10 protein-coding genes are annotated in these 12,810 nt (G+C 74.0%); 9 read left to right on the plus strand and 1 reads right to left on the minus strand.

Annotated elements, in window-relative coordinates; all coding sequences use genetic code 11:
- The first annotated feature begins 249 nt into the window (after window positions 1-249).
- The 9 genes from ACI783_RS08290 to ACI783_RS08330 all read left to right on the plus strand — a co-directional run bounded on the left by ACI783_RS08290 (window position 250) and on the right by ACI783_RS08330 (window position 11,161).
- Window positions 250-1,389 (plus strand): glycosyltransferase family 4 protein, encoded by a 1,140-nt coding sequence (locus tag ACI783_RS08290; RefSeq protein WP_457139992.1) that lies wholly within the window; start codon window positions 250-252, stop codon window positions 1,387-1,389.
- Between the two features lie 145 nt (window positions 1,390-1,534).
- Window positions 1,535-2,560, plus strand: coding sequence for a hypothetical protein (locus ACI783_RS08295; RefSeq protein WP_457139993.1), 1,026 nt, complete (start codon window positions 1,535-1,537; stop codon window positions 2,558-2,560).
- 276 nt (window positions 2,561-2,836) lie between these two features.
- The gene (locus ACI783_RS08300) at window positions 2,837-3,598 is read left to right on the plus strand and encodes a hypothetical protein (RefSeq protein WP_457139994.1); all 762 of its coding nucleotides are present in this window, start codon (window positions 2,837-2,839) and stop codon (window positions 3,596-3,598) included.
- A gap of 235 nt (window positions 3,599-3,833) precedes the next feature.
- Window positions 3,834-4,466 carry a hypothetical protein gene (locus ACI783_RS08305; RefSeq protein WP_457139995.1) on the plus strand — a complete coding sequence of 211 codons (633 nt, stop codon included), beginning with the start codon at window positions 3,834-3,836 and terminating at the stop codon, window positions 4,464-4,466.
- Window positions 4,463-5,266: a hypothetical protein gene (locus tag ACI783_RS08310; RefSeq protein ID WP_457139996.1), complete on the plus strand. Its 804-nt coding sequence runs from the start codon at window positions 4,463-4,465 to the stop codon at window positions 5,264-5,266. Before ACI783_RS08305 ends, ACI783_RS08310 begins: the two co-directional genes overlap by 4 nt.
- Window positions 5,267-5,650: 384 nt before the next feature.
- Complete coding sequence (locus tag ACI783_RS08315; RefSeq protein ID WP_457139997.1) at window positions 5,651-6,154, plus strand: GGDEF domain-containing protein; 504 nt, start codon at window positions 5,651-5,653, stop codon at window positions 6,152-6,154.
- A gap of 626 nt (window positions 6,155-6,780) precedes the next feature.
- On the plus strand, window positions 6,781-8,907 hold the full coding sequence (locus ACI783_RS08320; RefSeq protein WP_457139998.1) for a bifunctional polysaccharide deacetylase/glycosyltransferase family 2 protein: 2,127 nt from the start codon (window positions 6,781-6,783) through the stop codon (window positions 8,905-8,907).
- A complete protein-coding gene (locus tag ACI783_RS08325; protein WP_457139999.1) occupies window positions 8,904-9,968 on the plus strand; it encodes a glycosyl hydrolase family 18 protein in 1,065 nt (354 codons plus the stop codon). Before ACI783_RS08320 ends, ACI783_RS08325 begins: the two co-directional genes overlap by 4 nt.
- Window positions 9,965-11,161, plus strand: coding sequence for an acyltransferase family protein (locus ACI783_RS08330; RefSeq protein WP_457140000.1), 1,197 nt, complete (start codon window positions 9,965-9,967; stop codon window positions 11,159-11,161). Before ACI783_RS08325 ends, ACI783_RS08330 begins: the two co-directional genes overlap by 4 nt.
- Before the next feature lie 412 nt (window positions 11,162-11,573).
- Here the strand turns inward: ACI783_RS08330 and ACI783_RS08335 are convergent, their stop codons facing one another.
- The gene (locus ACI783_RS08335) at window positions 11,574-12,626 is read right to left on the minus strand and encodes a hypothetical protein (RefSeq protein ID WP_457140001.1); all 1,053 of its coding nucleotides are present in this window, start codon (window positions 12,624-12,626) and stop codon (window positions 11,574-11,576) included.
- Window positions 12,627-12,810: the final 184 nt, after the last annotated feature.

Below are 12,810 nucleotides of genomic sequence, written 5' to 3' on the forward strand. Positions count from 1 at the left end.
ATGATTTTCGGGCACCGGTGCACCCGATCGCATGAAGATGACGCCGTTCCCCGACACATTTCCGTGTTCAGTGTTATGGGCACTCGGGTGCTCGAACGGGCCCCGAGTGCCATTTTCGAGGTACCGGCGCGAGCGAACACCGGGATTCCGGCGTATCTGCGTTACGTTGCGCGCCGGACACCACGCGACCCGACCGTCCGGGTGGCACGACAGACCCGCGGAGGAACGCAGGATGGGACTCACCGCCCCGTGACCGCCGTCCGGCGTTCTGAGCGCCGAGTCTGGCTCGTCGAGGAGTTCGGGCACGGCGGCATCGGCCGGTACGCGGTCGACGTCGCCAACCTCCTCGCCCCCGTCGCTGACGTCGTCGTGTCCACCACCGACGACGGCCCGGTGGGCGGTCTGCGCGGGACGTCCACGGTCTGGTTCCCCCGTGGAGCCGGTTCGCCGGTGGGCAAGACCCGGGCAGCCCTGCTGGGTCTGCTGCGTGCGGTCCGCTCCGTGCGCCGAGGCGACATCGCCTGGGTGCACCTGGGGATGCGGCCGTCCTACGAACTGCCGTTGGTGGCGACGCTGCGGGCCTGCGGAGCCGTCGTGGTGGCGACGGTGCACAACCGGGCACCACAGGTCAGGGATCAGGATTCGCGGCTGGTGTTGGCGGCGGCCCGCCGGGCGCAGCACGTCGTCGTGCACACCGACGCGATGCAGTCCTGGGCCGAGGACCGGCGGATGGACGTGGTGCGGCTGCCCTTCCCCCCGCCGGACATCACCGACGGGCCTTCCGCCGTGAGTGCCGGCCCCGAAGACCGAACGGCGTTGGGCCTCCCCGCCGACGGAATCCTCGTGTCCCTCCTCGGCTACCTCTATCCCTACAAGGGGCCTGACGTCCTGCTACGAGCCCTGGCCGCAGCCCGCCAGCAGGACCCGGACCTGCCGGTGCACGTCCTCATGGCCGGGCGGCCGTGGCCCGAACTCGACCTGCCCGCGCTGGCGACGTCACTCGGGCTCGACCCGGTGGTCACGCTGCGCCCTGGGTGGCTCGACGAGTCGACCCTCGCGCAGTTGCTGGCTGCGACGGACGTCATGGCGCTGCCCTACCGCAGCATCGACAACTCGGGCATGGCCGCACTGGCCCGCAACCGCGGGGTGCCGGCCGTGGCCAGCGACCTGCCGCTGTTCCGGGACATCTATCGGGACGCTGCGGTGTTCGCCCGGCCCGACGACGTGGACGACCTCGCGGCGGCCCTGCGGCTGCTGCCGAGCCGGCTGGCTGACCTGAGGGCGGCAGCGCGCCTGCTGCCGGCCGACGACCTCGCCCCCGCGTACCAGGGCTTCGTCCGCGGGCTGCTCGCCCGGCCGGGACCGGCGACGCCTTTTGCGGGCGGCTGACGACGAGCACCTCGCCGCTGACCGGCGCGGTGACCTGCGGCGTGTCGTGAGCGGACACGCGGTAGCGGTCTGTGCACGGGTGACTACGCGCCCTATCTTCTTCATCGCTGGCTGACAGCCGGCGGGAACAGGGGGAAGCAGCACGGTGCACGCCGCAGCACAGGGCCCGGAGACCACGGGCCGCCACCGCCGCATCGACGCGGGCACCACGCTCACCGAGACCGGTCGCCACCGCGCCGTCTCCGCCCAGCCGCAGTCCGCACCGGCCGCACCCCGGCACCGGTACGCCGTCCCTGACCTGCCCCCTCCCCCGCCGCTGGTCACCCCGCGCACGCCCCGGTACGCCGCCACCGAGCTGCCGCCGCCCCCGCCGTTGAACACCGGCCGCTCCCTCGTCGCCGGGCACGGCCGCCCCGCCGCGCAGCGCCCCGCCGGCCAGCGCCGGCCCAAGGCCGCGGGCAAGCCCCGCCAGCGCACCGCCAGCCGCCTCACCCAGCAGGTCGTGGCCTGCAGCGCCCTCGTCGTCATGGCGCTCGCCCCGGTGCTCGCCCGCTCCGGCACCGGCCTGGGACTCAACGACGCCGTCGCCGCCGAGGTCGCCGCCGTCCCCGACCGCGCCGACGCCACCCTCGCCGAGCTCGAGCGCGGCAACGAGCTCTCCGGCAGCTCGTCCGGCATCGGCGACGCGTACAGCCGCCCGGCCGGCCCCGCGACCGACGCCACGCCCGTCAGCGCCACCAGCGACGCCCCCGACGAGACCGTCACCGAGGTCGCCGGCGCCAGCACGGCCGCCGACCAGGCGACCGTTCCCGCCGGCACCGCGGTCGCCCCGGGCACCCCCGTGGCCCCCACCCCGGCCGGCACCGGGCAGCCCGCGGCCAACGGGCCGACGTCGAGCACCCCGAAGGCGCCCGTCGTCACCCCCAAGCCCGTGACGCCGACCCCGAACAAGCCCACCACCCCGCGGCCGAGCGACCCGACGCCCGTCGTCCCCTCGCCCGTCGTCACGCCGCCGACCGAGGTTCCGGTCCTCACGGACGCGCCGCCCGTCGAGCTGACCCTCCCGACGCCGGTCACCCCCACGCCCACGCCTACGCAGGAGCCGGCCCAGCCGACCGGCAGCCTGCTGGGTGGGGTTGTCGGCGCGGTCGGCGACCTGCTCGGCGGCTGACCCACCGCGCCCCATCGCGGGCCGGCACCCCGGGTACAGGGGGCGCCGACGCCGGCGGGGCTCGGCCGGCCCCGTGCCCGGCCGAACCCCGCACGTCGAGGAAACCCGGAACGCCGCCGTACTGGAAGCCGCACCTTCGGGCGGATCGCCGCAAACTGGCGCAACGCACGCAGGTGCACGCAACTACGCAGGTCAACGACGCGCCCGCAGAAGAGCCGGCACCGTTCCGTTCCGGGTTACCGTCCCTCGGCACAGCACGGAGAACGGGGACCCGACATGAGCGACGCCGCCACCGGAACGCACCACACGTCGTCCGGCGCGCCCGCCGACCCGTTCGTCGTCCAGGTGAACTGGCTGCTCGGCGCCACCGGCGGCAAAGAGCAGCTCGCCCGCCGCTCCGGCAACCGGGTCAGCGTGCGCACCCTCGACAACTGGACCGCCGGCCGCTACCCCCGCAACAAGATCACCGGCGCGGTGCGCGACCTCGACGCCTGGGCGGTCGAGCACGTCCCCGGATACCCCGGTGCTGGCGCACCGCGCCTCATCGAGTCCTGCGGGCCCGCCCCGGCGGGCGCGGTCGCCGCCACACCCGAGCCGCAGCCGGCAGATCAGCGCACCGAGCCCACCACCGGGAAGCCGCGCCGAGCGTGGCTCCGCTGGGCCGCTCCCCTGGTGGCGGTCCTGGTGATCGCGGTGACCACCGGCGGCATTCTGCTCTTCCGCGACGAGCCGCTGCCCACCCGCGGCGACGGCCCAGCCTGGCCGGAGACCACCGGCCGGCTCGGCGCCAACACCTTCGCCGACCCGGTGAAGCTGCAGGACAACGCGCAGCCCATCCCGCCCGACACCACCGTGCAGGTGCGCTGCCGGCACAACGCGCCGAGCATCCCCAGCGTCGAGCCCGACGGCTACTGGTACCTCATCGACTCCGGCGAGTGGGCCGGCCGCTGGTCACCGGCCAACTCCTTCATGAACGGCGACTTCCCCGGCCGGCCCACGAAGCACAACACCGACATGGCGGTCCCGATCTGCCGCTGAGCCCACCGCCCCCGGCGCGCCGCGAGCGGCACGCCGGGCATCGGGGGCTTCCAAGCCCCTGATGCCTTCCCGGCTTCACATCAGGTGCTCTAGCTTTCCGTTACTTCACCGGAGCGTTGACCAACGGGGGTCCCGCGATGCCAGTTCAGACCAGCGGCCCAGCGCAGCACGGATACCGCCCGTCATGACGGCCTTCCGGTCCACTAGGCGCCGGACCACCGGAGCGTGGCTCAGCGTGGGTGCAGCCTTGCTGCTCAGCTCCGGTTGCTCGAGTGCCGAGGAACCAATTGCACCGGCCGCTGAGTCATCAACGGCGCCCAGTGCCCCGGCCACGACCGAAGCCGCCGGCGCCACCACGTCATCCCCGGCCCCGAGCCCCTTCAGTTCCACGCCGACCACCGCCGGAGTCACCGCCTCGACCTCGGAAAGCGGTGGCGTGCTCACGTCCGGGGACGAAGGTCGCCAACTCACTCTCGCCGACTTCTTCAACCCCAGCAGTCGCTGGAGCGAGGACAGGTACGACATCGCCGACCAGAAGAACGTGTCCGGCATCGCGACCGAGGTGTTCTCCTGCAACTCGGATCAGGCCAGGGAACTGGAGATGCGGCTGGGCAACAACTTTTCCCGGCTCACCTTCTCCGTCGGTCAGGCCAATGACTCGCGCGACTCCGATCAGAGCGTCACCGTGGAGGTGCTGGGCAACGAGTCGCAGCGGGAGATCCAGAGCGTGCCGTTCAACGAGATCACCGACTTCGACATCCCGGTGGACGGCGTCAACGCGCTGAAGATCCGTTTCCTGCTGGATGACAAGGTGGCCGACTGCGGTGGTTCGGTGATCGGCGTGCTCGTGGACCCCGTCCTGAGTTGACCGACGCAGAGCCTGCCGACCGACCCGGCCGGTGCCGGTGGCTGAACGCCTGGTCGAACAACCCGTTCGCCAAGGCGCTGATGAGCGCAACACTGTTCGCGGCTGCAGTGGCCACGGTCCTGACCTACGTCCAGGCCTCCGGCGAGGCGAACGGTGGCGGCACTGCGTCACCCACGGCCTCGTCCAGCTCCTCGGTCGCTCCGCCGGCACCCTCCGGTACGACGACGGCCGAGGACCCCGCACCTCCCCCGGTACCCGTCGTGGGCAGTTGCGTCGACACCGACGGTGCCTTGGCTGCGTGCGACGGTCCCCACGCCGGCGAGGTGTTCGCCACCGACGACTGCTCCGAGGAGGCGCTGCTGGCTCATCTCGGTGGCCAGCCGGGGCGCGACGTCCTGCGGGAGCTGCCCACGGCCAGCCGATCGATCGGCGGCACGACGGTGTGCACGGTGGCCGCACCCGACGGGGCCCGTACCGACGGCAGCCACCGCGATGTGCTTCTCCGTGCCGAGGGGGACGCCTGGCGACGGTGCCAGAACCAGCTCCAGCGTGAGGTCGGCTGCGCTCAGCCGCACGTCGCCGAGGTCGTCTTCGAGCGCGGGAACGCCGCCGACCCCCTCGACTGTGCGCGCCGTGCCGATGACTACCTCGGCACGCCCTTCGCGTCGAAGTCCGCCGACCTCCAGCTGCTGCAGGACGAGCGACGCTGCCTCATCGCCGTGCGCGGCGACAATGTGCTGACCGGCTCCCTGCGCCGGCTCGGCTCGAGCAGCCTGCCCCTCCAGGCCGCACCCAACTGAACCGAGGCGGTCCGCTCTGCCGCTGACGAGGGGTGGTCTGGTGACAGAGAACGGGTCCCGGGGACCCGGAACCGGGCGTGGGGGGAGGCAGCCCGGCTCCGGGTCGATCAGGGGCGGCTCGGGAGCCGAGTTCCCCCTCAACGGGCCACCAGGCAGCCGGGTATCGCCTGATCAGGGGAGGATGTGACGCGCCGTCATCCGATGCGAAGTGACGTCACCCACTCCGTTGACACGCGTGGCTGGCCGCTGCTCGTGCGTCACTGCGCGAGGGGTATCGATGGTGGGTTCCCGCCGAAACGCCCTCGCCGTCGAGGCTCACCCCGAGGGGTGAGCCCGACCGTTGCAACCCTCAACTGCACGCGCCCCGGCGACGACCAGATCGGTATGCCGATCGCCCTCACCCCGGTCGCGCCCGCGAGCTCACGCCTCGACGCGGCCGACGCCATCACCCTGCTGCCGCCCCGCGCGGCGCTCTTCGACCGCATCAGCGAGCGCGCCGTCAGCACCGACCGCGCCCCGGCCACCCTGGTCCTCATCGGGCTGCTGCGCCGGGACACCGGCTGGCCGATGCCCGGCCCCCAGCTCGACCGGATCGCGGCGATGCTCTCCCGCTCCGTCCGCGGCGACGACTGGCTGGCCCGCTCCGGCCCGGCCGAGTTCGCCTTCCTGCTGGGCGGCCTCTCCCCCGACGCCGAGATCGCCGCGCACCGGCTGGTCGACGCCGTCGCCAACGAGGGCATCCCCGGCCTCACCGCGGCCGCCGGCATCACCGGGCTGAGCCCGGAGACCCCCGCCGGCGAGGTGCACCGCCGCGCGACCCTGTGCCTCACCGCCGCCCGCAGCGTGGGCGGCGGCCAGGTCATCCGCTACAGCGGCACCCGCCGCTGAGCTGAACCCCCGCCGCAGTGGCGCGGCAACGCGAGGATCGGCATCGTCGCCGCGCCCCACGGACACTGCCCCGTGTCGCCGAGTCCCGGCGGCGCGGGGCAGTTTCGCGTTCCCGGGTCGGCCTGCACGGACCACCGCGTCGTCCACCGGACCGACCGTCGAGCAGCCCGGTCGCACCGCCGGGGGGGCCGGCGAGCCGCGCAGTGGGGCCCACAGGGCACAACTGGTGCACACAGGGTCACGGAGCCCACCGGGAACGGCTCGGTTAGCTCGTTCGTGGACGCGCGTCACCCGGACGATCGTTACTGATTGTGACCTCTCGGGGAGCTCCCTAGCTTCCAGACGTGATCATTCCGCGGGGCGCCGACGGCACCCCGGGCCGTCGGCGGTGGGCGGTCTCCCGGGCGCCACGTCCGGCCGTCCGGTCGACTCCCACGCAGCGGACGCCGGTCTTCGCCAACCCGTCGGGCAGGCGCTGGCGGTTCCTGCGACGGGCCGGGCTGGCCGTGGTCCTCCTCCTGGTCGCAGCAGGTGCCGTCGCAGGGCCCCGCCTGGTCGCACCACCGGCGCTGGACGGGGCCCCGATACCGGACGGGCCGACCGCGGCGGAGGTGGGCAGGGCCCCCGTGATCGGCGACGGCCCGCTGGTCCGTGTCCTCCACCTGGTCCGTGAGCAGGGCGCCGTCTACGGGGAGGACCCGTTCACCGGCGAGCTGCTGGCACACCTGTCTCCGCCGGACGTGGCGAAGGCCGCCGACTCCGAGTACGCGCTGGAGCGGTACGGCTACAGCGCGACCGCCACCCGGACCATCTCGCTGACCTTCGACGACGGGCCCGACCCCGTCTACACGCCCGAGCTGCTGAACCTGCTCAGCGAGCACCACGTCCACGCCACGTTCTTCGTCACCGGTGAGCAGATCACCAGGTACCCCGAAATCATGCGACGGATCGTGCGGGAGGGACATGCCATCGGCAACCATTCCCTCACGCACACCGACGCCAACGTCGCAGCACCCTTCCGGCAGCAGGTGGAGCTGGCGCTGACCGACCGGATCCTGCGCGCGCAGACCGGGCACCAGGCCTCCTACTACCGCCTCCCCTACGAGGGGAGCGACGAGCAGTCCATGCAGGGCGACGTGCCGGGGATCCTCCGGGCGCAGCAGCTCGGCTACGCGGTCGCCTCGCACGACTTCGACACCCTGGACTGGGCCTACGCCTCCGGCCAGCGGCAGGGCGAGATCCCGCTGCCGCCGCTGGGCGACCAGGACAACATCACCATGCTGCTGCACGACGCCGGCGGCGGTGACCGGTCCATGACCCTCGCCTACGTCGAGAAGCTGATCCCGCTGGCCCGGGACGCCGGCTACACCTTCCACTCGATGCCGCAGGTGCAGCCGGCCCTGCAGGAGCGCACCGGCCCGGTGGAGCCGACGTCCTGGGACCGCCTGGCCTCCCACCTGGCCTACGTGCTGTTCGCGCTGCCCGGCTCACTGCTCAGCGGCCTGTTCGTGCTGGCGCTGGTCAGCATGATCGGGATGGGCCTGGTCAACCTCGCCCTGGCGCTGGTGCGGGCGCGGCGCGGACCGCCGGTCACCGCCGACACCCCACCGGTCGCCGTGCTGATCGCCGCCTACAACGAGGAGGTGGTGATCGGCCGCACCCTCGAGCACGTGCTGCGCTCCAGCTACCCGGTGGAGCAGGTCATCGTCGTGGACGACGGGAGCACCGACGCCACCGCGGAAAAGGTGCGCGAGGTGGCCGCCCGGGACCCCCGGGTGCGGCTGATCCGCCAGGCCAACGCCGGGAAGTGGGCCGCGCTCAACACCGGCTTCGCGGCCGTCACCCAGCCCTTCGTCGTCACCCTCGACGCCGACACCCTCTTCGTGCCCTCCACCATCACCCACCTGATGAGCCGCTTCCACTCCCCGGCGGTCGGCGCGGTGGCCGGGGTGATCAAGGTGGGCAACCACGCCCGCAACGTCCTCACCCGGTGGCAGGCGCTGGAGTACCTCACCCAGATCGGGGTCGACCGGGCTGCGGCCGCGGCGCTCAACGCCGTGATGGTGGTACCCGGCGCCTGCGCGGCCTGGCGCACCAGCGCCGTGCAGCAGGCCGGCGGCTACTGCGACGCCACGCTGGCGGAGGACTGCGACCTCACCCTGATGCTCCACCAGCACGGCTGGCGCGTGGAGCAGGCCGACCAGGCGGTGGCCTGGACCGAGGCGCCGGAGACGGTGGACGCGCTGCTGCGGCAGCGGGTGCGCTGGATGTACGGCACCCTGCAGGCCCTCTGGCGCCACCGCAACATGATGCTGCGACCCCGCTACGGCTGGCTCGGCATGCTGGTCATGCCGCTGTCGGCGTTGACCGTGGTGGTGCCCCTGGTCTTCACCCCGCTGGTCACCCTGGTCGTGCTGCAGACGCTCGGCCAGCGTGGGCCCCTGGTGCTGCTCGGCTACGTCGCCCTGTTCTCGCTGTTCTACGGGGTGGTCGCCGTGGCGGCCGTCTGCCTGCTGCGCGAGCGGGCCGCGCACCTGGTGATGGTCCCGCTGTACCGCTTCATCTACGAGCCGCTGCGCGCCTACCTGCTGTACGCGTCCTTGGGCACCGCCCTGCGTGGGGTCCGGCTGGGCTGGAACAAGCTGGCCCGGACGGCGAACATGGACGAGGCGGTCCCGCGACCGGCGACGGAGCCCGACCCGCGGCCGGCCAACGAGGTCCTCCCGCAGCCCGCCCCGGCGGCGCTGGCATGACCCGACGCCTCGTCGCCGTCGCTGCCGCGCTCGCTGCCCTGACGCTGCTGGCCGTCCTGCTCCCGGACGACTCCCAGCCGACGGCGCCGCGACGCGGGCACCCCGACTTCGTGGCCGCTGCCTACCTGCCGCTGTGGGACGACCGGTCCTGGGCCTCCGTGCGCTCAGCCGTGGAGCTCGGTGGGGTCACCGAGGTCAGCCCGACCTGGGCGACGCTGCAGCCGGGAGGTCGATTGGAGGTCATCCCGCCGACCCCCCGGCTGAGCTCCCTGCTCGACCGCGACGACGTGCTCGTCGTCGCCACCGTGCAGAACCACCGGGACGGTGAGTGGCAGGGACAGCTGGTGGCCGACGTGCTGGGCGACCCGCAGCTGTCGGCCGCCCACCGGCAGGCACTCGTCGACGCGGCGCGGGAGCACGGCTTCGACGGCATCGACATCGACTACGAGAACCTGCCGGCTCCGGCCGGTCCGCTGCTCGTCGAGTTCCTCGCCGCCCTGCGCGAGGACCTGCACGCCCACGGCCTGCAGTTGTCCGTGGCGGTTCCCGCGCAGGCCGCCGACCCTGCACCGGGGACGTCGGCCTTCGACTACCGGCAGCTGGGCACGGTGACCGACCAGGTCCGGGTGATGGCCTACGACCACGCCTGGCACGGCAGCGAGCCCGGGCCGGTCGCCCCGCTGGAGTGGGTCCGGTCGGTGGCCCGGTACGCGGCGGCGACCATCCCCCCGGAGAAGGTCATGCTCGGGCTGGGCACCTACGGCTACGACTGGGCCGGCGGGGCGGGAACCGCCCTGCAGGCCACCGACGCCGTCACCCTCGCCGAGCGGGTGGGCGCCGAGCCCTGGTGGGACGACCACACCGCCACCGCCGGCTTCGACTACCGCGCCGACGGCGACGAGCACACAGTCTGGTTCGAGGACGCCCGCTCGCTGGCCCTGAAACAGGCGGTCGCCGTCGACGCGGGGCTGCGCGGCGTCGCGATCTGGCGGCTGGGCGGGGAGGACCCGCAGCTGTGGACGGCTGTGGGCGAAGCGACCGGGAGGACCACGGGCTCGTGAGCACACGCGACCGCTACATCGACCTGCTGCGCGCCCTGGCGCTGATCCGCGTCGTCGCCTTCCACACCTTCGGCTGGGCGTGGCTGCCGTTGCTGTTCCCCTCCATGGGCATCCTGCTCGCGCTGGGCGGGGGGCTGGCGGCCGCCTCGATCGACCGCGCGGGCTCCACCAGCGCGTTCCTCCGCAAGCGGGTGCGACGCCTGCTGCCGCCGTTCTGGGTCTTCGGCGCGGCGATGGTCGCGATCATGGTGACCATCGGCTGGCGGGTCGATCCCGAGACCGGTTCGGCCCCGTTGACCTGGACCAACGCCTGGCTGTGGGTGCTGCCGCTCGCCGGGCCGCCGTCCTCCGCGCAGGGCTACGAGTGGACCGTTCCGCTCTGGTACATCCACACCTACCTGTGGTTCGTGCTGCTGAGCCCGGCGGCGCTGTGGCTGTTCCGCCGGTGGCCGCTGCGGACCCTGAGCGTTCCGGTCGTCACCCTCCTGCTGCTCGGCCTCGGTCTGGTGACCCTGGAGGGCGCCACCCACGAGGTCGTGCTGCAGCTGTGCACCTACGGGGCCTGCTGGCTGGTGGGCTTCGCGCACCACGACGGCACCCTGCGGAGGCTGCCGCTCTGGCCGACGCTCGCCGGCGGAGTGGGGCTGCTGGGCGCCGGCCTCTGGTACGCGCTGTCGCACCGGGAGCAGTACGGCACCTACGTCATCGACGACATCCCGCTGGCCGACATGCTGTACTGCCTCGGCGCCGTCGTCGTCCTGCTGAGGGTGTACCCGCGGGTCACGTGGCTGAGCCGGCTGCCTGCCCTCGACCGGGTGGTCACGCTGCTCAACAACCGGGCGATGACGATCTACCTGTGGGGCAACGCCGCCATCGCCGCGGCCGCACCGGTGCTCGACCACTCCCCGCTGGCGCAGTACTTCACCGCCGGCGCCCGGGGTTCGTGGCTGATGTTCGCCACGGCGTGGCTGCTGATCTTCGTGGCCGTGCTGCTGGTCGGCTGGGTCGAGGACGTCGCCGCCCGCCGTCCGCCCCGCCTGCTGCCGTGGGCCCCCGCGCGGCCCGCGAGCCCGGCGCTGCCCAGCACGCGGACCACGGAGGGCGTGCAGCCCAACGTCGTGCACTCGCCGAACGTCGTCGGCCCGGTCCCGACGCCGAGGCGGGAGCAGGCGACCGCCGATCGCACCAGCTGACCGGCCGGGAGAACACGCACTTCGTGTGGACCAGCGATTGACGGGAGCGCTCGGCCGCGTCAATCTTGCTGGTGGAGGGCGCGGCGGCGCGGCCGGAACGAGGGAGCTCCGTGGCCTGGTGGTGGCTGCTCATCGCGTGGCCCGTGGCCGGCCTGGTCGCGGCCCCGGTCGTCTGTGCCGTGCTCAAGTTCGGGGATCCGGACCCCGCGCACGAGCTGATCCCGATGCCTCCCGGCCGCGTCCACGAGCTCCGCGGACGGGCGGTGCGCCGCACGCCCACGTCCCGCCCGCCGGCCGGTCGTCCCGATGGTGCGGTGCCCCCCGCCCGGCCCCGTCGCTCGACCACGGGGACGTGGGAGGTGTCCACGCCGGTCCGGGCGTCCCTCCCCCGGTCGCTGCGGCAGCGCCCTGGTCACGGGTCCGTCACCGCGACCGCCCGTCGGCGCGCCACCGTCTCGGTCCAGGGGCGGCTCCACCAGCCGGTGCGGTCGGTCCGGCCGCTCAGCGCAGCCGCGTCGCCGAGGTCACGCGCCCTCCGGCTCCGTCCGGCGCGGACCCGCGCAGGGGCACCGCAGCAGCGCACGCGCGGTCGCACCCCGCAGCGCCTGCTCGCCCTCACCGCGCTCTCGGCCATCCTGCTCGCGCCGACCCTGGCCCGGTCCAGCAGCAGCCTCGGGTTCAGCGACGCCATCGCCGCCGAGCTCGCCGCCCATCCGGACCAGGTGCCGGCCATCCTCGAGAGGCTCAACGAGGGGGCCGCGGTGTCCGGGCTGGCCACCCCCATCCTCGTCCCCGACTGGGAGCTGCCCCCCGCCACCGCGCCCACCGAGTCGGGCAGCCGCGCACCGGAACGCGCCACGGAGCCCGGTTCCGACGCGGACGCCGACTCGCGCCGCACGAGGATCCCGCGGACGACCTCGACCGGGTCGTCCACCAGCCCGTCGGGCACGGTGCCGCCCGCCGCCGTGCCCGGTGACCAGCCGGGGACGAGCGACACCCCGTCCGGCGAGGGCGCCCCGACCACGGCACCGACGCCGACCCCCACCCCGGAACCGACCGAGCCGGCCGACCCCACGCCGACGCCCACCCCGGAACCGACCGACCCGGCCGACCCCACGCCGACGCCCGGCCCCACCGAGCCCGCGCCGACCCCCACCCCAGAGCCGACGCCCACCCCGGAGCCGACGCCGACGCCCAGCCCGACCGACCCCGCGCCGACCCCCACGCCGGAGCCGACCGGCCCAGCGCCGACCCCCACCCCGGAGCCGACGCCCACCCCGGAGCCGACGCCCACCCCGGAGCCGACGCCGACGCCCAGCCCGACCGACCCCGCACCGACGCCCACGCCGGAGCCGACCGGCCCCGCGCCGACGGCCAGCCCGGTCGAGCCCACCGGAGCAGGGCCGACCGAGTCCTCGGTTCCGGCCGACGAGGACGGCTCCCCCGAGCCGTCGGCCACCGCCACGGCTCCTGCCGCCGGGCCCTGACCGAACGGATCGGCGAGGGTGGGTCCGGCGGCCGATGGCCGGGTGGCCGCACGCCCGCACGCAACCTGCCCGGATCGCCGAGTGCCGGTGGCGTGGGGCGCCGTCGGCGGCGACAACTCCGGCTGGCACCCCGACGGCAGCCCTCTGGACCACCGTGGACGA

Source organism: Modestobacter sp. SYSU DS0511 (genome assembly GCF_054050755.1).

What these genes read in the sequence shown, in the direction of transcription:
- ACI783_RS08300 (WP_457139994.1), top strand. Translation starts at nt 2,837, where the DNA reads ATGAGCGACGCCGCCACCGGAACGCACCACACGTCGTCCGGCGCGCCC.
- ACI783_RS08315 (WP_457139997.1), top strand. Translation starts at nt 5,651, where the DNA reads ATGCCGATCGCCCTCACCCCGGTCGCGCCCGCGAGCTCACGCCTCGAC.
- ACI783_RS08325 (WP_457139999.1), top strand. Translation starts at nt 8,904, where the DNA reads ATGACCCGACGCCTCGTCGCCGTCGCTGCCGCGCTCGCTGCCCTGACG.